The organism is Sporosarcina sp. SAFN-015, from assembly GCF_059415085.1.
Genome location: NZ_JBPFDR010000010.1, coordinates 130492 through 151292 on the forward strand (window position 1 = coordinate 130492; position 20801 = coordinate 151292).

Annotated in this window: 23 protein-coding genes; 17 read left to right on the forward strand and 6 right to left on the reverse strand. The window is 43.0% G+C overall.

Going from position 1 to position 20801, the window contains the following annotated elements; all coding sequences use genetic code 11:
• Nucleotides 1-5: 5 nt before the first annotated feature.
• The 3 genes from ACR65H_RS16370 to recO are packed head-to-tail and all read left to right on the forward strand — an operon-like array spanning nt 6 to nt 2124.
• Entirely contained in the window at nt 6-419 is a 414-nt protein-coding gene (locus ACR65H_RS16370; protein WP_440501722.1) for a cytidine deaminase, read from the forward strand.
• A complete protein-coding gene (gene era, locus ACR65H_RS16375) occupies nt 400-1314 on the forward strand; it encodes a GTPase Era (RefSeq protein WP_440501723.1) in 915 nt (304 codons plus the stop codon). The genes ACR65H_RS16370 and era overlap by 20 nt, the downstream gene beginning before the upstream one ends.
• Nucleotides 1315-1338: 24 nt before the next feature.
• Nucleotides 1339-2124 carry a DNA repair protein RecO gene (gene recO, locus ACR65H_RS16380; RefSeq protein WP_440501725.1) on the forward strand — a complete coding sequence of 262 codons (786 nt, stop codon included), beginning with the start codon at nt 1339-1341 and terminating at the stop codon, nt 2122-2124.
• 24 nt (nt 2125-2148) lie between these two features.
• On the opposite strand, the gene ACR65H_RS16385 is transcribed toward recO, so the two are convergent.
• Complete coding sequence (locus tag ACR65H_RS16385) at nt 2149-3528, reverse strand: glycine--tRNA ligase (protein ID WP_440501727.1); 1380 nt, start codon at nt 3526-3528, stop codon at nt 2149-2151.
• A 373-nt stretch (nt 3529-3901) separates the two neighbouring features.
• Here ACR65H_RS16385 and ccpN point away from each other — a divergent pair, with 373 nt between their 5' ends.
• The 9 genes from ccpN (at nt 3902) to ACR65H_RS16430 (ending at nt 12747) form a co-directional block, all read left to right on the forward strand.
• Entirely contained in the window at nt 3902-4531 is a 630-nt protein-coding gene (ccpN, locus tag ACR65H_RS16390; RefSeq protein WP_440501728.1) for a transcriptional regulator CcpN, read from the forward strand.
• A 38-nt stretch (nt 4532-4569) separates the two neighbouring features.
• The gene (locus ACR65H_RS16395; protein WP_440501730.1) at nt 4570-5385 is read left to right on the forward strand and encodes a pyruvate, water dikinase regulatory protein; all 816 of its coding nucleotides are present in this window, start codon (nt 4570-4572) and stop codon (nt 5383-5385) included.
• A gap of 190 nt (nt 5386-5575) precedes the next feature.
• Nucleotides 5576-7384, forward strand: a complete 1809-nt coding sequence (dnaG, locus tag ACR65H_RS16400) for a DNA primase (RefSeq protein WP_440501732.1) — start codon at nt 5576-5578, stop codon at nt 7382-7384.
• Nucleotides 7385-7419: 35 nt separating this feature from the next.
• Nucleotides 7420-8592: an RNA polymerase sigma factor RpoD gene (gene rpoD / locus ACR65H_RS16405; RefSeq protein ID WP_440501734.1), complete on the forward strand. Its 1173-nt coding sequence runs from the start codon at nt 7420-7422 to the stop codon at nt 8590-8592.
• Between the two features lie 70 nt (nt 8593-8662).
• On the forward strand, nt 8663-9079 hold the full coding sequence (locus ACR65H_RS16410; RefSeq protein WP_440501735.1) for a hypothetical protein: 417 nt from the start codon (nt 8663-8665) through the stop codon (nt 9077-9079).
• A gap of 85 nt (nt 9080-9164) precedes the next feature.
• Nucleotides 9165-10307 (forward strand): acyl-CoA dehydrogenase, encoded by a 1143-nt coding sequence (locus ACR65H_RS16415; RefSeq protein WP_440501736.1) that lies wholly within the window; start codon nt 9165-9167, stop codon nt 10305-10307.
• Nucleotides 10308-10443: 136 nt separating this feature from the next.
• Nucleotides 10444-10824, forward strand: coding sequence for a cytochrome c550 (cccA, locus tag ACR65H_RS16420; RefSeq protein WP_440501738.1), 381 nt, complete (start codon nt 10444-10446; stop codon nt 10822-10824).
• A gap of 109 nt (nt 10825-10933) precedes the next feature.
• Entirely contained in the window at nt 10934-11632 is a 699-nt protein-coding gene (locus ACR65H_RS16425; protein ID WP_440501739.1) for a tRNA (adenine(22)-N(1))-methyltransferase, read from the forward strand.
• Nucleotides 11629-12747, forward strand: a complete 1119-nt coding sequence (locus ACR65H_RS16430; protein ID WP_440501741.1) for a Nif3-like dinuclear metal center hexameric protein — start codon at nt 11629-11631, stop codon at nt 12745-12747. Before ACR65H_RS16425 ends, ACR65H_RS16430 begins: the two co-directional genes overlap by 4 nt.
• Before the next feature lie 55 nt (nt 12748-12802).
• On the opposite strand, the gene ACR65H_RS16435 is transcribed toward ACR65H_RS16430, so the two are convergent.
• Together ACR65H_RS16435 and vrrA are read right to left on the reverse strand one after the other, a co-directional pair.
• Complete coding sequence (locus ACR65H_RS16435) at nt 12803-13783, reverse strand: 4-hydroxy-3-methylbut-2-enyl diphosphate reductase (protein ID WP_440501743.1); 981 nt, start codon at nt 13781-13783, stop codon at nt 12803-12805.
• Nucleotides 13784-13847: 64 nt separating this feature from the next.
• Nucleotides 13848-14279: a VrrA/YqfQ family protein gene (vrrA, locus tag ACR65H_RS16440; protein WP_440501745.1), complete on the reverse strand. Its 432-nt coding sequence runs from the start codon at nt 14277-14279 to the stop codon at nt 13848-13850.
• Between the two features lie 112 nt (nt 14280-14391).
• On the opposite strand from vrrA, the gene ACR65H_RS16445 reads away from it, so the two are divergent.
• Complete coding sequence (locus ACR65H_RS16445; RefSeq protein WP_440501746.1) at nt 14392-15693, forward strand: DEAD/DEAH box helicase; 1302 nt, start codon at nt 14392-14394, stop codon at nt 15691-15693.
• A 7-nt stretch (nt 15694-15700) separates the two neighbouring features.
• A complete protein-coding gene (locus ACR65H_RS16450) occupies nt 15701-16588 on the forward strand; it encodes a deoxyribonuclease IV (protein ID WP_440501773.1) in 888 nt (295 codons plus the stop codon).
• Between the two features lie 55 nt (nt 16589-16643).
• Here ACR65H_RS16450 and ACR65H_RS16455 read toward each other — a convergent pair whose 3' ends face one another.
• Entirely contained in the window at nt 16644-16889 is a 246-nt protein-coding gene (locus ACR65H_RS16455) for a hypothetical protein (protein WP_440501748.1), read from the reverse strand.
• Between the two features lie 119 nt (nt 16890-17008).
• Between ACR65H_RS16455 and ACR65H_RS16460 the strand changes: the two genes are divergently transcribed.
• The 3 genes from ACR65H_RS16460 to ACR65H_RS16470 are packed head-to-tail and all read left to right on the forward strand — an operon-like array spanning nt 17009 to nt 19055.
• Nucleotides 17009-17773, forward strand: a complete 765-nt coding sequence (locus ACR65H_RS16460) for a metal ABC transporter ATP-binding protein (protein ID WP_440501749.1) — start codon at nt 17009-17011, stop codon at nt 17771-17773.
• A 2-nt stretch (nt 17774-17775) separates the two neighbouring features.
• Nucleotides 17776-18642: a metal ABC transporter permease gene (locus tag ACR65H_RS16465; protein ID WP_440501751.1), complete on the forward strand. Its 867-nt coding sequence runs from the start codon at nt 17776-17778 to the stop codon at nt 18640-18642.
• A complete protein-coding gene (locus ACR65H_RS16470) occupies nt 18639-19055 on the forward strand; it encodes a Fur family transcriptional regulator (protein WP_440501752.1) in 417 nt (138 codons plus the stop codon). Before ACR65H_RS16465 ends, ACR65H_RS16470 begins: the two co-directional genes overlap by 4 nt.
• A gap of 28 nt (nt 19056-19083) precedes the next feature.
• Here the strand turns inward: ACR65H_RS16470 and ACR65H_RS16475 are convergent, their stop codons facing one another.
• Together ACR65H_RS16475 and ispG are read right to left on the reverse strand one after the other, a co-directional pair.
• Nucleotides 19084-19668: a 5' nucleotidase, NT5C type gene (locus ACR65H_RS16475; protein ID WP_440501754.1), complete on the reverse strand. Its 585-nt coding sequence runs from the start codon at nt 19666-19668 to the stop codon at nt 19084-19086.
• The gene (ispG, locus tag ACR65H_RS16480; protein ID WP_440501756.1) at nt 19665-20789 is read right to left on the reverse strand and encodes a flavodoxin-dependent (E)-4-hydroxy-3-methylbut-2-enyl-diphosphate synthase; all 1125 of its coding nucleotides are present in this window, start codon (nt 20787-20789) and stop codon (nt 19665-19667) included. Before ispG ends, ACR65H_RS16475 begins: the two co-directional genes overlap by 4 nt.
• Nucleotides 20790-20801: the final 12 nt, after the last annotated feature.

Here is a 20801-nt window from a genome sequence, read left to right on the forward strand (position 1 = left end):
TACTGATGGATAAAATGATATTGATAGAAGAAGCAAAAAAGGCACGTGAAAAAGCATATGTACCTTATTCGAATTTTCAAGTAGGGGCGGCTTTGTTGACAGCTGACGGTCAAGTAATACATGGCTGTAATATTGAGAATTCAGGTTACAGCATGACAAATTGCGCAGAAAGGACAGCTTTTTTCAAAGCTATTTCAGAAGGGATCATGGACTTCAAAGCCTTGGCGGTAACTGGTGATACAGAAGGCCCGATTTCACCATGCGGCGCATGCAGACAAGTAATTGCTGAATTCTGCGATTCCAACATGCCTGTCTATTTAACGAATTTGAACGGAGTCTTAAAAGAGACGACCGTAGGGGAATTGCTGCCAGGTGCTTTCTCCAAGGAGGATCTGGATTATGCAGAAGGAAAACAATAAATTCAAGTCAGGTTTCATATCGATCATTGGCAGGCCAAATGTAGGGAAATCCACATTTTTGAATCGAGTCGTTGGCCAAAAGATTGCTATCATGAGCGATAAGCCACAAACGACGAGAAACAAAGTGCAAGGAGTTGTTACGACGGACAGTTCTCAATTAATTTTTATCGATACTCCAGGAATCCATAAGCCGAAGCATAAGCTTGGGGATTTCATGGTGAAGTCGGCGCGCAATACGTTAAAAGAAGTCGATGTCATCATGTTCATGGTGAATGCCAATGAGCCGATTGGTGGAGGAGATAGGTTCATCATCGATTTGTTGCAAAACACGGAAACGCCTGTATTCCTAGTAATCAACAAAATCGATCTCGTACACCCTGATGATCTTTTGACGACGATCACGAAGTATACAGAGGAATATGATTTTGCGGAAATCGTACCTCTATCTGCACTGAACGGCAATAATGTCGAAAGGTTAATGGAAACGTTGACGAACTATTTGCCGGAAGGTCCGAAGTATTACCCCGACGACCAAGTGACCGATCATCCTGAGCGTTTCATCATTTCCGAATTTATCCGCGAAAAGGTTTTACATTTAACACGCGAGGAAATTCCTCATTCAGTCGCAGTTGTCATTGAAAAGATAGATAGGGATGAAAGCCGCGGACTTATCGATGTAGCTGCCACAATTATCGTTGACCGAGATTCCCAAAAAGGAATCGTCATCGGTAAAAAAGGTGCCCTTTTGAAAGAAATCGGAACGAAAGCAAGACATGATATCGAAATGCTGTTAGGTTCGAAAGTATATCTAGAGCTTTGGGTAAAAGTGCAAAAGGATTGGCGCAATAAACCCGGTCAATTACGAGAATTTGGATTCCGCGAAGACGAGTATTGATTTTTCATTTGAGGAGGGGTGTCCTTGCTGAATAAATGGGAAGGGATCATCCTGAAAAGCATTCCATACGGCGAATCGAACAAAATCGTTACTCTCTATACACGTGAGGCGGGCAAAATGACCGCGATGGCGAGAGGAGCGAAAAAACCGGCTAGCCGTTTAGCTGCTGTGACGCAAACGTTCACGTACGGTTATTATCTTCTAAGGTCCGGGCGAGGAATGGGGACGCTTGAACAGGGCGAGCCGATCGATTCAATGCGACATATCAGAGAGGACCTTGAAGCGACCGCTTATGCTAGCTACATAGTCGAGCTAATCGACCGATTGACAGAGGATCATGGAAATGGACCGAATGTGTTCGGGTTGCTATACGAAGCATTGCATGCGATCAATGAGCAATACGATCCCGAAGCGATTGCTTTGTTCGTCGAATGGAAGATGCTGCCTGTCGCTGGCGTCCATCCTATCCTTCATAAATGCGCGAATTGCGGAGCGACTGAAGGGGAGTTCGCATTCTCATTTCAGGAGATCGGATTCCTTTGTCATCGCTGCTTCCAGATTGATCCTTATTTAGTCAGAATCACCCCGACGCAACTCAGGTTGATCCGCACTTTTTATACTGTGCCCATTGAGCAGGTCGGATCATTGAATTTGAAAAAACCGACCAAACAATTCATGAAAAAAATTGTACGGACAATTTATGACGAACAAGTGGGAGTTCGATTGAAGTCACGCACTTTCTTAGATCAATTGGAACGTACACCTGAGCTGTTGCCACAAAAAGAAAAACCGGAGGAAAAAGGTGAATGACCTTTTCCTCCGGTTTTTTTACACTTAAAATACGAGGTGCTTCGCAATATAATCTACAACATCCGATATCGGCATACGCACTTGTTCCATGGAGTCGCGGTGTCTTACTGTAACTTGGCGATCTTCCTCGGAATCAAAATCGTATGTGATGCAGAATGGAGTTCCAATTTCATCTTGTCTGCGGTAACGTCTTCCGATGGACTGAGAGTCGTCATACTGTGTAGCGAAATGCTTACGAAGCTCAGCAAATACTTCGTCCGCACCTTCAGAAAGCTTTTTAGATAATGGAAGGACAGCAGCTTTAATAGGAGCTAGGGCAGGGTGAAAACGCATCACTGTACGTTTGTCGTCTCCTTCAAGCTCTTCTTCGTCGAATGCATCGCAAAGGAATGCAAGTGTCACACGATCGGCGCCGACTGAAGGTTCGATGCAATACGGGATGTATTTCTCATTCGTTACAGGATCTTGATAATGGAAATCCTCACCCGAATGCTCCATATGGCGGGATAAGTCGAAATCAGTTCGGTTCGCAATTCCCCACAACTCTCCCCAACCAAATGGGAATTTATATTCAATATCCACTGTTCCTTTTGAGTAATGTGAAAGTTCTTCGGCATTATGCTCGCGTAAACGAATATTTTCGACAGTCAAACCGAGGTCTAATAGCCATTTTTCGGAGAAGTCTCTCCAATACTCATACCACTTCATATCTTCGCCAGGCTTGCAGAAGAATTCTAATTCCATTTGTTCGAATTCGCGGGTACGGAACGTGAAGTTTCCAGGTGTAATTTCATTCCGGAAGCTCTTCCCGATTTGCGCAATACCGAATGGCATCTTTTTACGCATAGACCGTTGGACATTTTTAAAGTTTACAAAAATCCCTTGAGCTGTTTCTGGACGTAAAAAGATTTCATTTGCAGAAGAATCAGTGACGCCTTGTGTAGTTTTGAACATTAAATTGAATTGGCGGATACCAGTGTAGTCCATAGCACCACAATCCGGACAAACAATATTATGTTCTCTAATCAGTTCTTCCATCTTTTCAAACGGCATACCATCTACGACAAGCTCAATGCCTTTCTCGTCTAATGCATCTTCAATGAGCTTATCTGCACGATGGCGCGTTTTACATTTCTTGCAGTCAATCATCGGATCATTGAAGTTTCCGATGTGGCCGGAAGCTTCCCATACTTTCGGATTCATAAGGATGGCAGCGTCAAGTCCTTCGTTATAAGGTGACTCTTGTACAAATTTCTGCCACCAAGCTTTTTTTATGTTGTTTTTCAGCGCAATGCCGAGGGGACCGTAATCCCAAGTGTTTGCCAAGCCGCCGTAAATTTCCGATCCAGGAAATACAAAGCCTCTTTGCTTCGATAAATTGACAATTTGATCCATTGAATACATTTGAATATCCCTCCAATTAAAATAAGCACCCATCCAGGGACTAAAAAGTCCGAGGACGAGTGCATGATGACCCGCGGTTCCACCTCGATTGGCTGCGAATGCAACCCTCTTTACGAAATGCTGGCTCCAGGCTGCCGTTTCATGCCAGTACGGGCTTTCACTGTCCCCGTTCGCTCAAGGTGGCATTACTTATAAACCTTTCTCCGCCTATTGAATTCTGTATTAGTGTAGCACGCTTCCACATTCTCTGCAATCCATAATACTGCTTCTAAACTACTTAAGACGGAAATAAAGCCATCGGGTTAGGAATTATGGATGTAAAATGCTATACTAAGCAAGGATATATTATCGAACGATTAGGGCGGTGATTCATATGGAATTGAATAAGCGCCAGACTGAAATCCTTGAAATTGTTAAAATGGATGGTCCTATCACTGGTGAACAGATTGCAGAAAGGTTAAGTCTCGCGAGAGCGACGATAAGACCTGACTTGGCAATTCTGACAATGGCAGGCTATTTGGATGCAAGACCGCGCGTCGGCTATTTTTATTCAGGGAAAAAACCTGTTCAATCGGTTGCTGACGGAATGATTGGAATGAAGGTCGGTGATTTCCAATCTATTCCTGTTGTTGTCAATGAGAATGTAACAGTCTATGATGCTATTTGCCAAATGTTCCTAGATGATGTTGGAACACTGTTTGTCGTAGATAAATCATCCTGTCTGACTGGAGTTCTATCTCGCAAGGATCTGTTGCGAACAAGTCTAGGCAACAGCGAGTTGGATAAAATACCGGTGCACGTCATAATGACTAGAATGCCGAATATTACATATTGCAAAAAACAGGATTCACTCATACAAGCGGCAAAGAAAATGATCGACCAACAAATAGACTCACTCCCTGTCGTTGCAATTAAAGAGGAAGGTTTGGACGTGGTTGGTAGAATTACAAAGACGAATATTACCCGAGCATTTCTTTCGCTAGCTGAAGATCATGAATTATAAGCGTTGCCTTCTGAGCAAAATGAAAGAGGAGTGATACAATGACAAAGTTGACATTGTTCATCGTTTCCGATTCTGTCGGCGAGACAGCGGATTTAGTTGCCAAGGCAGCAGCGAGCCAATTCAGACAGGATCTCGAAACAGTTTCAACAAAACGTTTTTCCCATGTCGAGGATGAATCACAACTGCGTGAAATCGCATACTTGGCAAAGCAGCAAAAAGCAATAATTATATATACGCTCGTAAAGAGCAGTATGCGAAGCAAATTAAAAGAGGAATGCCAGTACAATGGCTTGCAGTGCATTGACCTGCTTGGTCCCATTGTCAAGGAGATTGGCACATCCTTAGATGAAAAGCCATTTGAGGAGCCGGGGCTTGTTCGGCAGCTGGATGATGATTACTTCAAAAAAATCGAAGCAATTGAATTTGCGGTGAAATATGATGACGGTCGTGACCCAAGAGGCGTACTAAAAGCAGACATTGTATTAGTAGGAGTCTCACGTACTTCAAAGACGCCATTGTCCCAGTATCTTGCTCATCGCCGTTATAAAGTGGCAAATGTTCCGCTCGTTCCGGAAGTCGATCCACCTGAAGAGTTATATCAAATTGACCCTAAGAAATGCTTCGGCTTAGTCATTTCTCCAAGCGTCCTAAATTCTATTAGGAAAGAAAGATTAATAGCGCTTGGCTTGAAGGATGATGCAAATTATGCGAGAATCGAACGTATCCAACAGGAATTACAGCATTTTGAGAAGGTTGTTTCGAAAATCGGTTGTACGGTGATTGATGTATCGAATAGAGCGGTAGAAGAAACTGCCAACCTAATTTTAAGCGAAGTAGCCAATCGGAATTCATAAAATACAAAAAGAAGGACCGCCAAGTAAAAATGGTTGGTTCTTCTTTTGCGGATTGTGTACAATAGTATATTGTCGCAATACTATTATCATATTATAAGAAAAGTGAAGGATTATCATTTTATTTTGTCGAATAAGCAGGATTTATGAAAACAGTCTCGAATTCAATACGTGAGAAGAGAATGGTGATAGGATGACTAAAATTCCAGAAGAGACAATCGAAGAGATTCGTTCCAAAACGGATATCGTCGATCTTGTCGGTGAATATGTCCAATTGACGAAGCGAGGCAGGAACTGGTTTGGACTTTGTCCTTTCCATGGTGAAAGCACACCTTCTTTTTCCGTTTCAGAGGAAAAGCAAATATTTCACTGCTTCGGTTGCGGCGCAGGCGGAAACGCCATCACTTTTGTCATGGATATTGAAAATAGTCCTTTTACAGAAGCTATCTCCAAGCTAGCCGAACGAGCGGACATCGAATTGGACATCTCTTATAGCGAATCTTCCAAAGGCGGAAGATCGAATGAATTCCAACATATGATAGATGCCCACACGCTTGCGGCCAACTTTTATAGTCATTTATTACTGAATACGGTGGAGGGTGAAAAAGCATTACAATACTTGGAGCAAAGAGGATTTTCCCGTGAACATATCGAAAAGTATGGTATAGGTTGGTCGCTTGATGATCGGGAAGTACTTACCCAATTGTTAATTCGTAAGAAGTTTGATATGAAGGAGATGGAGCTTGCGGGACTTTGTATTATGAAGAATGATGGAACTGGGTATTTCGATAGGTTCCGTGGACGTATTATGTTTCCGTTACATGACGATAATGGAAACGTAGTCGCTTTCTCAGGAAGGACAATTTCCGATTCAAAAGAGGAAGCAAAATACTTAAACAGCCCTGAAACGCCAATTTTTGAGAAGAGCCGATTGCTCTATAATTTTCACAACGCACGTCTTAATGTTCGTAAAACGGGTAAAGTAATACTGTTCGAAGGTTTTATGGACACAATTGCAGCCGAAAGAGCGGGTATTATGAATAGTGTAGCTGTAATGGGTACATCCTTGTCTGACACCCATCTGACCAAAATGAAACGAATTGCCAATCAGTTGATTATTTGCTGTGACGGCGATAATGCAGGATGGGATGCAGCGAAACGATTTGCTGTCCTTTCCAATCAAAAAGGAATGGATTCAAAAATCGCCTTATTGCCGGGAAAACTGGACCCCGATGAATATATTTCTAAATTCGGTGCCGAATCGTTCGTTGAAAAAGTAATTGGCAATCCACACTCGTATATGTCATTTATTATGGCTTATTATAAAAGGTCTAAAAATTTATCGCATGAAAACGATGTGTTGCAATATATACACGAAGTGCTTGAAGAACTAGCCCCGAGAGTATCACCGGTTGAACGAGATTTGATGATTAGGCAATTGTCAGCTGAAACGGGAGTTTCCCCAAACGCCCTTAATGAGCAATTGCTGAAAAAGGTCGGTAAGTTGGCTAGTCAGGAGAAGGCTGCGCAACCGGAAGGACAAGCAATAACGATAACAGTGTCCAACCGGAGGATGACAAGCATCGAACGAGCTGAAAGGCTTTTGTTATGCCATTTGCTTAACGATGGAAATTTATTCGACAGAATTCGGGACGACAATCCGGAACTATTCTTTCGAGAAGAATATGCTGCGATTTTCATAAAGCTAGCCGGATTTTATGAAAAGCACGGCATGCCCGATTTCCATAGATTCGCGGAGTCTTTGGATGACCGTGAGCTTCGCAAAGTCGTCATGGAAGCCGCAATGCTTGAAAGAGACCCCGAATTTGCTGAACAGGAAATAAAGGATTGCATTCATCATCTTAATAAGCATCGAATTATTCGACGCATTGATGAGATGATACATGAATCGAAAGAAGCAGAAAAGATGAACAATCATACCCGGGCACTGGAGCTGGCCAGGGAAATTATACAGCTCCGGAAATCATTATCGGCAATGTAGGCCGTATTCCGGTGAATTAAGGAGGAACGGGTATTATGACTAAAGAGCAATCAGGAGAAATGGAGCACGAAATGACATTAGATGAAGCAAAAGCAGGTTTATTGGAAGCTGGTAAAAAAGCGGGAGAACTAACGCTGGAAGAAGTGACGGAGAAATTATCCGTCTTTGAAATGGAGCCTGAGCAGTTCGAAGAGTTCCTTGACCAAATCGAAGCCGCAGGCATTGAAATGGAACGTAAAGATGAAGAGGAAACGAACGCTAAGGATGAAGAACAATTTGACTTGAATGACCTAAGCGTTCCGCCAGGTGTGAAAATTAATGACCCTGTACGTATGTATTTGAAAGAAATCGGCCGAGTCGACTTATTGACCGGAGATGAAGAAGTGAAATTGGCCATTGCCATCAAAGAAGGCGTAGAAGCAGAAGAAAAGCTTACTGAAATGAAAAAACCCGATCCTTCCCTTCTAGAGATTGTCGAAAAAGGTGAAAATGCTAAGAAGAAGTTAGCAGAAGCCAATCTACGGCTAGTTGTAAGTATTGCAAAGAGATATGTCGGACGCGGTATGCTCTTCCTTGACTTGATTCAGGAAGGAAATATGGGTCTTATTAAAGCGGTTGAAAAGTTCGATCATACAAAAGGATTCAAATTCAGTACGTATGCAACATGGTGGATTCGTCAAGCAATTACAAGGGCGATAGCAGATCAGGCGCGGACTATCCGAATCCCGGTGCATATGGTCGAGACCATAAATAAGCTGATTCGAGTACAGCGTCAATTACTTCAAGATCTTGGTCGTGAACCATCCCCAGAGGAGATTGGCGAAGAAATGGATCTGACAGCAGAAAAAGTGCGCGAAATTCTAAAAATCGCTCAAGAGCCGGTCTCCCTTGAGACACCAATCGGGGAAGAGGACGACTCACACTTAGGTGATTTCATCGAAGATTCGGAAGCACAATCGCCATCAGACCATGCTGCCTATGAATTACTTAAAGAACAATTGGAAGATGTTTTGGACACGCTGACAGACCGTGAAGAAAACGTGTTGCGATTACGTTTCGGTTTGGATGACGGTAGAACGAGAACGTTGGAGGAAGTAGGGAAAGTATTCGGAGTTACACGTGAGCGAATTCGTCAAATTGAGGCGAAAGCACTTCGAAAACTAAGACACCCATCCCGCAGCAAAAGATTAAAGGACTTTTTAGAATAATCATCCGCATCGGCATAAAACATGCCGGTGCGTTTTAACTTTGTATTTGAATGATGATTAGGGGCGAAATATGATGAATGATCAGCGTAAAAAGATCATTATAGCTGAAATCAATTACTGGAAACAAAATAAATTGCTGCCTGAACATTACTGCGATTTTCTCATTACACTATATTCACAAGGGGATCACGACGAGGAGATCAGTGCAACGCAAGCTATTCTGTCAAAAAAGAAAATGAAGAAGAATGCACGCGCAATCCTCATCCAATCGTTATACATACTCTTTGCATTCGCTGTGCTCGGCATCTCTTTAAAGATATGGACACTCTATTTCGAAGGACAAAATATGCTGTTAGTTGGTTTTTTAATCGTGAACTGTTTATTGTGGCTATTAGCTGGAAGACTACTGAAGCAACTATATTTTACAATTTCAGGAGCTGCAGGGTTAGTTTTGATCGTCGTTTTCATTATAAAGTCGGTAATCTAGCATCCTCCGAAAGAAAGATTGTGATAATGCCGATCATTTCGGTATAATTGAAATGTAAGCGTTCACAACAAAGGGGATGAATAAAATGAATTTCGATTTGACAGATGAGCAACAGATGATCAGGAAGATGATGAGGGAGTTTTCCGATGAAGTCGTTGCACCAGGAGCAATTGAACGAGATCGCACAAAAGAATTTCCAAACGAGATATTCAAACAGCTGTCTGAAATGGGAATGATGGGATTGCCATTCCCTGAGGAGTATGGAGGAGCGGGTGCAGATACGACCAGCTTTGCGATCGTGACGGAAGAGCTGAGCCGTGGGTGTGCTTCCACCGGTATTACATACTCCGCACATATTTCCTTGGGAGGCGCACCGCTTTATCTATTTGGAACGGAAGAGCAAAAGCGTAAATATTTGACGCCGATCTGTACGGGAGAATCATTTGGTGCATTTGGTCTTACCGAACCGAATGCGGGGTCTGACGCCGGGGGGACACAGACAACCGCGATAGAAGATGGCGATGATTTTGTTATTAATGGATCGAAAGTATATATTACAAATGCAAGTTACGCTAAACATTTGGCGCTTACAGCAATAACGGGAAATAAGAATGACAAGAAAGAAATTAGTGCCATTATTGTACCAACAAATGCAGAAGGGTTCACGATTATTGACAACTATGAAAAGATGGGGTTACATGCTTCGAATACTACTGAACTCGTACTCGATAATGTGAGAGTTCCTAAAGAAAACCTTCTTGGGAAGCGCGGTGAAGGCTTCCGGCAATTTCTTGTCACGTTGGACGGTGGCAGAATCGGAATAGGAGCAATGGCTGTTGGTATTGCACAAGCCGCTTTTGATAGGGCGTTAAAGTATTCGAAAGAACGGAAGCAGTTTGGGAAAACCTTATCAGAATTCCAGATTACTCAATTTAAGTTGGCTGATATGGCAATGAAAATTGAATTAGCAAGAAATATGGTTTATAAGGCGGCATGGTTGAAAGACCAAGGAAGACCGTTCACGAAAGAAGCTGCCATGTGTAAACTGTATGCCTCCGAAATTGCGATGGAAGTTGCAGATCAAGCAATCCAAATTCACGGAGGATATGGCTATATGAAGGAGTATGAAGTTGAACGCTATATGAGAGATGCGAAATTGCTCGAAATCGGAGAAGGTACGTCAGAAGTGCAACGTATGGTTATTGCAAGACAAATTGGCTGTCACTAAGAAAAGTATGTCCAAATTGTCACAAAACGTTAAATGTATATGGATAACTCTTTCAGTTTTCATCTGGATACAGTACAATATTAGATGTGCACTGTATATTTTTACAGAATAATTCCTGGTGAAGGAGGGTAATTCGATGAAAAACAATCCTGTAGTGCCTTATATCCTGATTTTTGCGCTAGGATTAGGACTTATTTTCTTCATGTCCTTATACGGTATCGAGCAGAAAAAAGAAATTGCTGGAGCAGATGAGGAAGGTAAAACTGAGGAAACAACTGATGATACAGCAGCATCTGAGGACTTTGATCCTGAGAGCTATGCCCAAGGGCAATGTATCAGCTGTCATGGCGGTGACTTGACTGGCGGGTTCGGACCTAGTCTACATGGTCTATCACAGTCCAAAGATGAAATCCACGATATCATTAAAAACGGTCAAGGTGGAATGCCTGCGTTCGGCGGTAAAATATCGGATGAACAAATTGACCAATTGGCAGAGTATATCTTAACACTTAAATAAGTACGGGAAGCCATCGGTGGTGTTTTTACAGCCTCCGATGGCTTTTTCAATTCTGGCAAAGACAGTGATATTCCCTTACAATAGTGAGTATTAGAAAGGCGGGGATCTATTGAATTCCGAAAAATTATCAAAAAGGCTAGAAGCGGTTGCATCGTTTGTCGAACAAGGGGCAATTCTAGCGGACATTGGAAGCGATCATGCATATTTGCCTTGCAATTTAGTAAAGGCAGGAAAAATCTCTAAAGCAATCGCAGGGGAGGTAGTGAAAGGGCCGTATGAATCAGCGGTAAGAAACGTACGTAAGAAAGGTCTTTCAGATGTAATTACTGTTCGTCTAGCGAATGGATTGGAAGCTATTCAAGAATTTGATGGAGTAGATACAATTTCCATCGCAGGAATGGGTGGACCTTTAATTGCATCTATATTAAAAAGCGGGATGGATAAACTGCAAAACGTTAAACGTATTATCACACAACCAAATATACATTCATTATCAATTCGCGAGTGGGCCGTGCAAAACGGATGGAAAATTATCGACGAACAGATTTTGAAGGAAGATAATAAAATTTACGAAATTGTCGTCCTTGAAAAAGGACAAGCGGAATATGACGAGTTGGAAATGGTCGTTGGCCCTATTTTGCTCAAACAAAAATCAGAAGTTTTCATCGAAAAATGGAAACAGGAATCAGATGAATGGAAAAGAATTCTCGCAGCTTTAGACAATGCGGGAGATACGAATGAAATCGAAGAAAGAAAGAAACAATTACAAAAGAATATCGAGTTAATCGGAGGGGTTTTGAAGCATTGAAAAAAGCGAATGGATATGAAATAATCACCCTTTTTGAACAATGGTCGCCAAAACGATATGCGGAAGATTGGGATCCGGTCGGATTGCATATAGGTCAGTTGAATCGTCAAGTCGAAAAGGTGCTTATCACATTAGATGTCAACGAAGCTGTTGTAGATGAAGCGATTGAAAAAGGAGCTAATCTGATCATTGCGCATCATCCTCCCATATTTCGTCCGATGAAAAATATTTGGACAGACACGCCGCAAGGGAGGCTTGTTGAAAAATGCATTAAACATGATATTTCTGTTTATGCTGCACATACGAATCTAGATGTTGCTCCTGGTGGAGTGAATGATTTGCTCGCTTCCCGTTTAAAACTTAAAAATATAGAAGTGATGGAACCGACTATTTCTGATTCACTTTACAAATTGGCTGTCTTTTGCCCAGTCGAGCATGCGGATGAATTACGGGAAGTGTTAGCGCGGTCAGGAGCAGGCGCTATCGGAGATTATGCCGGATGCAGCTTTTCGTCCACAGGAACTGGACGTTTCACCCCGTCAGCAGGTGCAGATCCATTCATTGGTGAAATCGGGAAAATGGAAGAGGTAACTGAAGAGCGTATCGAGGTTGTCCTTCCAGGACCGCTTCGATCGAAAGTGCTGAAAGCGATGTTGTCGGCACATCCGTATGAAGAGCCTGCTTATGACTTTTTCGTGTTAGATCAGAGGACTGAAGAATTTGGGCTCGGAAGGGTAGGCGCATTGCAAGAGGCTATGGAACTTAAAGAGTTTGCCCAATTCATCAAAGGAGCTCTAGACGTCCCTGCAGTCAGAATTGTAGGCGACGCGTCAAAACTTGTCCGAAAGGTTGCCGTACTTGGCGGTAGCGGCAGTAAATATATAAGAGCGGCAAAACGAAAAGGTGCAGATGTATTCGTTACTGGAGATATGGATTTTCATAGTGCACAGGAGGCGGAACTGATGGACCTAGCCATCGTAGATCCAGGCCATCATGTAGAAAAAGTGATGATTGAAGGAGTGGCCCGCCATATGGAACAGGCATGCACGGAAAAAGGCTACGAAGTTTCTTTCATCAAATCAGAAATCGATACGGAACCATTCCGATTTATATAACAAAAAAAGGCTGTTCCATGTCGATGTACGACGACGGAACAGCCCGTTTACTCTGTTATTCTGTTATTGCATAAGGTTCGATGCGTTTAACCGGTTCTGGATTTTTGATTTTTGGCAAAATCCGCTCCAGTTTAAATTTCCGTTCAGGTACATGAGTCGACGGATCTTCCGGGTCGAAGCTTTCCAAGAAAGCAATCACTTCGCGGACAATTAACGTTGGCGTTGATGCTCCAGCTGTGACTGCGACTGTTTCGATGCCTTCCAGCCAATCGATATTAATCTCGGAAACATCTGAAATTCTGTATGAAGGCGTATTGGCAATTTCCACAGATACTTGTGTCAAACGGTTGGAGTTATTACTTTTAGGATCTCCGACAACGATTAACAAATCCGCTTCTCCTGCCTGCTCCGCTACAGCTTCTTGTCTCACTTGTGTGGCAAGGCAGATTTCCTTGTGCACTTCAATGTGAGGGAATTTCTCTTTCAACGCATCCATAATATGAGCAACGTCCCATTGACTCATCGTCGTCTGATTCGTTACAAGCAGCTTTTCATTATCGAGTAATAGGCTATCGACATCGTCAAGCGTCTCGATCAGATGGACGGCATGAGGCGCGACGCCAATCGCTCCTTCTGGCTCAGGATGATGTTTCTTTCCGATATAAATGATATCGTAGCCTTCTGCAGTCTTTTCTGTGATCAGATCGTGAGTGACCGTAACATCGGGGCAAGTTGCATCAATAGAAACGAGCCCTTTGCGTTTAGCCAATTCTCGAACTTCCGGTGACACGCCGTGCGCAGTGAAAATAACAGTACCCGTTTCCACTTTTTCGAGGATTTCCAACCTGTTTTCACCATCCAACGTGATGATGCCATCTTCCTCAAATGCATCTGTGACATGTTTATTATGAACAATCATGCCTAATATATAAATAGGTCTCGGCAAAGTTTTGTCGAGTGCTGCATTTCTCGCGATTACCATTGCATCGACAACCCCGTAACAATAGCCGCGCGGGGAAATCTTTTTGACTTTCATTCACTCCACACTCCTCTAAAGGGATCTGTATCCATTATAGCGGAGTCAGGCGCACGTTTCAAAATTATAATTTGGGAGGCTGAAAGATCCGTGGATTTGAAACGCCGGGTTGCGGACTTGGTGCGCCGGCGGATGCGGCGTTGGAAGCTGCTCCCGCTGCTCCTCCCGCAGAAGGAAGCGACTGGAAGCCTTTATATAATCTCCACATCGCAGGCAAGTTCTGGAACATGGGAGCAATTTGCTGGACTAGTGGTGCGTATTGTTGTGCGGTATTTAAAAACCGGTTCGCTGTTTGCATGTACATTTCCATTTTGGATGTATTTTGAAACGGAGCCGGTGCGGACGAGCCGAACGGATTTCCCATCGGAGACCCTTGAAAAGGTTGTCTCGGTATTTGGGAGAAGTTCTGCTGTTGCTGTGGGCCGCGGAATGGCTGCCTCATTGCAAACGGCGAATTTTGCGCACGAGCGAATGGATAGAAGGATTCGTACCTCATGGATAACCCCTTTCATTTGGTCATTGTGAACTTTCACTATCTATACTATGCCAAAATCGCATACTGCGGAACGGAATCATGCTACAATAGGAATACGTTAGGAGGCATACGAATGTCTAAATTCACTGATTATCAATTCAAACCTTTCCTTAGGGAGGCAATTGCCCGGTTGGGGTTTGAACACCCTACACCGATACAAAAAGAAATGATCCCTTTAATCCTTAAAGGGTCCAATGCGATCGGACAAGCACATACAGGTACAGGTAAGTCGCACAGCTTCCTTATTCCGATCCTTGAACGTCTGGATGAGGAGAAGGAAGAATTACAAGCTGTCATCACTGCACCGACGAGAGAACTCGCATTGCAGCTATATGAAGAATTGAATAAAATGACAGAAAAAACGAGTATCCGAAGCTCGCTTTTAATTGGAGGAACTGATAAGCAACGTTCCATCGACAAGCTTAAATCGAATCCACACATCATTGTAGGAACGCCTGGCAGAATTCGTGATCTTGCAGATGAAGGGGCTTTAGCAATTCATACAGCAACTATTCTGGTAATCGATGAAGCCGATTTGGCATTTGACATGGGATTCATCGAAGATATTGATAAATTTGCTTCTAAAATGCCGACGGACTTGGAAATGTATGTTTTTTCAGCAACAATTCCTGAAAAATTAAAGCCATTCCTGTCTAAGTATATGGAGAGCCCTGTTCACGTACAGATCGGGAATAAAAAGCCTTTAACCGAAGGTATGAAATATTCACTAGTACCTGTACGGAGCATGAACCGTAAGAAGAAGCTATTGCATGTTTTGGAAGCCATTAATCCATACTTAGCGATCGTCTTTACGAACACGAAGCAAAATGCCGATGAGATCGCTGATTACTTAGCAGAACATGGCATTAAGGCGGGCAGAATCCACGGTGATTTATCCCCACGCGAACGTACAAGGATGATGAAACAGATCAGAGATCTCGAGTATCAATATATCGTAGCAACTGACCTTGCAGCACGTGGGATTGACATCCCTGGGGTGAGCCATGTCGTCAACTATGAATTGCCTGATGACTTGGAGTTCTTTATCCACCGTGTAGGAAGAACAGCCCGGGCAGGCCTTGAAGGTATCGCCATCACAATGTATGAACCTTCGGAAGACGACAAAATTGTACAAATTGAAAAGATGGGCATCCCATTCATCCATGAAGATGTAAAAAAAGGCGAGTGGATTGAAGTCAAGGAACGCCATGCGCGGAAGAAGCGTGTCAAAGAAGTGGATGAACTTGATAAAAAAGCAACTTCATACGTTCGTAAACCATCAAAGGTCAAGCCTGGATATAAAAAGAAAATGGCTAAAGACGTAGAGAAATTCAAGAAGAGGGAAAGGAGATTGAAACGAAGAAATGAAAAATGATCTACCATTGCTATTAGGTTCACATGTTTCGATGAGCGGCAAAAAGATGCTCCTAGGATCTAGTGAAGAGGCGTTGGGCTACGGCGCTACAACATTCATGATTTATACCGGAGCTCCGCAAAATACGCGTAGAAAACCGATTGAAGAATTGAATATTGAAGCGGGATTATTGCATATGAAAGAGAATGGCCTATCGAATATCGTTGTCCACGCTCCATATATCATTAATATTGGTAATACGACTAAGCCTGAGACGTTCAGATTAGGCGTAGACTTTCTGCAGCAGGAGATTCAAAGAACAGCGGCTCTTGGGGCAGATCAAATCGTTCTGCACCCTGGTGCGCATGTCGGTGCAGGGGCAGATCAAGGAATTGCTAAAATTATTGAAGGATTGAATGAAGTTCTTGCTGAAGATTCGACAGTCCGAATTGCGCTTGAGACGATGGCAGGAAAGGGCAGCGAATGCGGAAGAAACTTTGATGAGATTGCAAAAATCATTGACGGTGTTCACAACAATGAACGCCTTTCGGTTTGCTTCGATACTTGTCACGTACATGATGCAGGCTATGACATCGTTCATGATTTCGATGGTGTGTTGCAAGAATTCGATAACATTATTGGGAAAGAAAGAATTTCAGTCATCCACGTCAATGACAGTAAAAACGAACGCGGTGCAATGAAAGATCGTCATGAGAATATCGGGCATGGACATATCGGCTTCGACGCGCTCAGTTACATCGTTCATCACCCAGAGTTCATATCAATTCCTAAAATCCTTGAAACGCCTTTCGTAGGCAATGATGCCAAAAACAAAAAAGCGCCATATCAATATGAAATTGAAATGTTGAAATCGAAAACATTCCAAGCAAACCAACGTGAGCTTTTATTAGTATGAAAATGGTGAAAACCCGCTAATTGGTCATTCCAATGGCGGGTTGCTTTTTGCGTATTTAAATCATATCCAAATATTGTCGGAATAACTCTTCTCCCTTTTTTTCCCCGACAGCACGTTTCACTTTGGCGATGAAGCTTTCCGGAATGCCGGTAAAAATCCAGTGGAATGAAATTTCATCAAGCAAAGGACGCAACGCCCTAATTTCTTTTATTGATAAATTGATGCCATACGCATCTGCCAATAATTTGGCTTCTTCATCACTCTTCCTTTTTATTTCATTCAATATTTGCATATAATCCAAATTGCACCATTCCTTCTTAATTAGTTGTGTCCGGCCGAATCTTCCTATATACTTCTACTAGTGATCGTAATCGTAATCGTTCCTGTTTACATTTTTTCAACAGAAAGGGATTCTACTATATGACAAATACAATAATTGAATGTATCGATGTCAGTTTTCGGTATGAACAGTCTACCGTTCTCGAAGATATATCATTGGAAGTAAAAGAAGGGGAGTTCTGGGCGCTTATCGGGCCGAACGGTTCAGGAAAATCAACTCTAATCAATATCATCTTAGGATTATTGAAGGCGGATCAGGGGACAGTGAAGCTATTTGGCCAAAATGTTGATTCCTTCAAGCAAAGGGAGCGTATTGGATATGTCTCTCAAAAGTCGAATTCATTCAATTCGGGGTTTCCAGCGACAGTTCTCGAAGTGGTGAAAAGCGGTCTTACGCGAAAGGTCGGTTTATTTAAAAGTTTTTCAAAGCACGATGAGCAAAAAGCATTGGAAGCTTTGCGAATCGTGAAAATGGACCAATTCGCATCCCGAAATATCGGAGAGTTATCAGGCGGCCAGCAGCAACGTGTCTTCATCGCTCGTGCATTAGTAGGGGAACCGGATTTGCTGATTATGGATGAACCGACTGTCGGAATCGATCAGAAAAACGTAGCTTCGTTCTATTCTATGCTGAATGAATTGAACCGTGAACATGGTATTGCAATCCTGCTCGTTACCCATGAAATTGACCTTGTAACTGAGCTGGCGACACATGTAGCGTGTCTTAATAGGTCTATCCATTTCCATGGAGTGCAATCTGAATACAAGAAGATGAATGATGTAGACATATCGTTATGGTACGGTCACCCTGTACGGCGCGTCCATCAAGAACAAAGGGAGGTTTGACCGTGATTAGTGCTATACTCACATATGAATTTCTTCAAAATGCATTCTTGTCTGGACTAATCATCGGGGTCATCGCACCGTTGCTTGGGCTATTCATCGTTGTAAGAAGGTTGGCGCTTATCGCAGATGCTTTAAGCCACGTTGCGTTGGCCGGAATAGCGGGGAGCCTTTTTTTAAGTCAGTCAGTCCTTCTTTTTTCCACTTTAAATCCGGTATATTTAGGAATGGTTAGTGCGGTAGGGGGATCATTGTTGATTGAACGGCTGAGGGGTGCATATAAGCATTTCGAAGAGCTGGCAATCCCTATCATCCTTTCCACCGGTATTGGGTTCGGTGCGATTTTCATCTCCTTGGCGAAAGGATTCGGCTCTGACCTTGTCGGTTACTTATTCGGCTCCGTTTCAGCTGTAAGCCGGCAGGATTTATGGATTATCATCATTATCGCCATCGTCGTCCTTGCGTTTATTCGATTTTTCTATAAAGAAATGTTCGCTTTGTCATTTGATAAGGAATATGCAAAGGTCTCAGGTGTCAACGGAAAGATCATTCAAACGGTTTTCATGATTATCGTCGCACTTGTCATCGGTGCATCAATGAGGATTGTCGGAATCTTGCTCGTTTCGTCGTTGATGACAATACCGGTTGCAGCTGCCATACAGCTTGCTAAGAGCTTCAAGGGGGCGCTTATTTACTCCGTCGTCATTGGTGAGCTGTCTGTCATTATAGGGCTGTTTGCAGCATTTCATCTGGATATTGCTCCGGGAGGGACGATTGTCATCACGTCTATCATCATTTTATTGCTTGTGTTAAGTTGGAATAAAGTGAAAGGCAAACAGTCTACCCGGAAAAGGAAGGGGGAATTCGCATGACTCTCGATGAAGCATGGCGCATTTTGCAAGAGCAGCAGTTCAAAAGGACAAAAAATCGCGAGACGATTTTAGAATTCTTTTCTGAGAATGATAGGTATTTGACAGCGATGGAAGTTAGGAATTTCATGGCTTCGGATAATCCTGGCATTAGTTTTGATACGATTTATCGCAATTTGACGACCTTTTCGGAGCTTGGTATTTTGGAAGAGACCGAATTGAATGGGGAGAGGCATTTTAGGATGCAATGCGATCATGGCGTCCATCATCACCATTTTATTTGCACGGCATGCGGCAAAACGCGTAACATAGCGCATTGCCCTATGGAATCGATTACGGTGAATTTACAAGGCTATGAAGTACAAGGCCATAAATTCGAAATCTACGGCAAATGTCCGATTTGTGTGGAACAATAAAAAGGAGTAGGGGAACCCTACTCCTTTTTCAATTCACTTTTTCTTGAATGGGAAACAGCTTTTTGATCCACTGGTCGGCTTCTTGCCAACTTGTCACTCGTATTACACCTTCCGGAATCGGTTCGCGGTTATATGGTGTATCAAAGAGAAGGACAGGAATGTTCAATTCCTCATGAATCGTGACTGCGTTATCATGCTTGTCTTCAAAAAACGCATCGACATTGAACTTTCTCGCCGTCTCAATTTTATGATGGCTGCCAATCAGTTCGATATGGTCATAAGGGATTTCCTCACGTTCAAACCAATCGAGCGTACAATCAGCCACGTTTTGACCGCGGGCGGAAATATAATAAAGCTCGTAATGCTCCCGCCATTGAGACAAGATCATTTTCGCGAATTCCTGTGCTGGAGACGTTTCGTAAATTGTCATTTCCGCTTGACGGTACCAATCATAAAACTCTTTTTCATCGACAGGAAAAGCTTTTGTCAAATCATATTCTTTAATATCGTCTAGAATCAGATTGCATCCAAATTGTGCATTGATATGTGGAAGAAGAGAGGTGGGACATGTTACTGTCCCATCGATATCAATGCCGAAACGGATTTTCCTCATTCAGAGGCACCACTTTGAAGAAGCAGCTCTTCTTGGCGTTTCTTTTCGAAGTATTCTTCAGCAAGCTTGTCGATCTCCATTTTTAGTTCTTCCACCATTGTTTCCTCAGGCACTTTACGGACGGTTTTTCCTTTCATGAAGAGCAATCCTTCTCCACGTGCACCTGCAATCCCAATATCCGCTTCACGCGCTTCTCCAGGGCCGTTTACGGCGCAGCCCAATACTGCTACTTTTAACGGTGCTTTAATCGTAGAAATATATTCCTCTACTTCATTTGCAATGGAGATCAAGTCAATTTCAATACGTCCGCAAGTCGGACAAGAGATTAGCGTGGCGGCATTTGAAGAAAGACCAAATACTTTTAACAGTTCTCGTGCCACTTTTATTTCCTGTACAGGATCTGCGCTCAATGAAACACGCAGCGTATTCCCGATACCTGCTGAAAGCAATGTACCCAGTCCTGCCGCACTTTTGATGGATCCAGCGAACAATGTTCCAGACTCTGTAATCCCGAGGTGCAATGGATAATCGAATGCAGCAGCAGCTTTCTTGTACGCTTCGACTGCCAAATTCACGTCTGATGCTTTCAATGAAACGATAATGTCATGAAAATCGAGATCTTCCAGTATTTTGATATGGTGCAAGGCACTTTCAACCATGCCATCTGCAGTCGGATAACCGTATTTTTTCAAGATGTGCTTTTCAAGTGAACCAGCGTTTACACCGATTCGAATCGGAATACCTTTTTCTTTCGCCGCTTTGACGACTGCTTCCACTTTTTCCTGACGACCGATATTACCCGGATTGATCCGGATTTTATCTGCGCCTTGCTCGATTGCGATCAATGCAAGTTTATAGTCGAAGTGAATATCGACAACGAGCGGGATATTAATCCTTTCTTTGATAGCACCGATAGAATATGCAGCGCGTTCGTCCGGACATGCAACACGAACGATTTGACAGCCGGCTTCTTCCAGACGTAAAATCTCTGCCACCGTTGCCTCAACATCATGTGTTTTAGTTGTTGTCATACTTTGGATGAATAGTTCGTCACTGCCGCCGATCGTCAAATTGCCTACCCGTACAGGACGTGTTTTGGATCTGTGTATTATTTCACTCATGGGTATATTCTC

What these genes read in the sequence shown, in the direction of transcription:
- ACR65H_RS16370 (WP_440501722.1), top strand. Translation starts at nt 6, where the DNA reads ATGGATAAAATGATATTGATAGAAGAAGCAAAAAAGGCACGTGAAAAA.
- era (WP_440501723.1), top strand. Translation starts at nt 400, where the DNA reads ATGCAGAAGGAAAACAATAAATTCAAGTCAGGTTTCATATCGATCATT.
- ACR65H_RS16385 (WP_440501727.1), bottom strand. Translation starts at nt 3,528, where the DNA reads ATGTATTCAATGGATCAAATTGTCAATTTATCGAAGCAAAGAGGCTTT.
- ccpN (WP_440501728.1), top strand. Translation starts at nt 3,902, where the DNA reads ATGGAATTGAATAAGCGCCAGACTGAAATCCTTGAAATTGTTAAAATG.
- ACR65H_RS16395 (WP_440501730.1), top strand. Translation starts at nt 4,570, where the DNA reads ATGACAAAGTTGACATTGTTCATCGTTTCCGATTCTGTCGGCGAGACA.
- dnaG (WP_440501732.1), top strand. Translation starts at nt 5,576, where the DNA reads ATGACTAAAATTCCAGAAGAGACAATCGAAGAGATTCGTTCCAAAACG.
- rpoD (WP_440501734.1), top strand. Translation starts at nt 7,420, where the DNA reads ATGACTAAAGAGCAATCAGGAGAAATGGAGCACGAAATGACATTAGAT.
- ACR65H_RS16410 (WP_440501735.1), top strand. Translation starts at nt 8,663, where the DNA reads ATGATGAATGATCAGCGTAAAAAGATCATTATAGCTGAAATCAATTAC.
- ACR65H_RS16415 (WP_440501736.1), top strand. Translation starts at nt 9,165, where the DNA reads ATGAATTTCGATTTGACAGATGAGCAACAGATGATCAGGAAGATGATG.
- cccA (WP_440501738.1), top strand. Translation starts at nt 10,444, where the DNA reads ATGAAAAACAATCCTGTAGTGCCTTATATCCTGATTTTTGCGCTAGGA.
- ACR65H_RS16435 (WP_440501743.1), bottom strand. Translation starts at nt 13,783, where the DNA reads ATGAAAGTCAAAAAGATTTCCCCGCGCGGCTATTGTTACGGGGTTGTC.
- vrrA (WP_440501745.1), bottom strand. Translation starts at nt 14,279, where the DNA reads ATGAGGTACGAATCCTTCTATCCATTCGCTCGTGCGCAAAATTCGCCG.
- ACR65H_RS16445 (WP_440501746.1), top strand. Translation starts at nt 14,392, where the DNA reads ATGTCTAAATTCACTGATTATCAATTCAAACCTTTCCTTAGGGAGGCA.
- ACR65H_RS16460 (WP_440501749.1), top strand. Translation starts at nt 17,009, where the DNA reads ATGACAAATACAATAATTGAATGTATCGATGTCAGTTTTCGGTATGAA.
- ACR65H_RS16470 (WP_440501752.1), top strand. Translation starts at nt 18,639, where the DNA reads ATGACTCTCGATGAAGCATGGCGCATTTTGCAAGAGCAGCAGTTCAAA.
- ACR65H_RS16475 (WP_440501754.1), bottom strand. Translation starts at nt 19,668, where the DNA reads ATGAGGAAAATCCGTTTCGGCATTGATATCGATGGGACAGTAACATGT.
- ispG (WP_440501756.1), bottom strand. Translation starts at nt 20,789, where the DNA reads ATGAGTGAAATAATACACAGATCCAAAACACGTCCTGTACGGGTAGGC.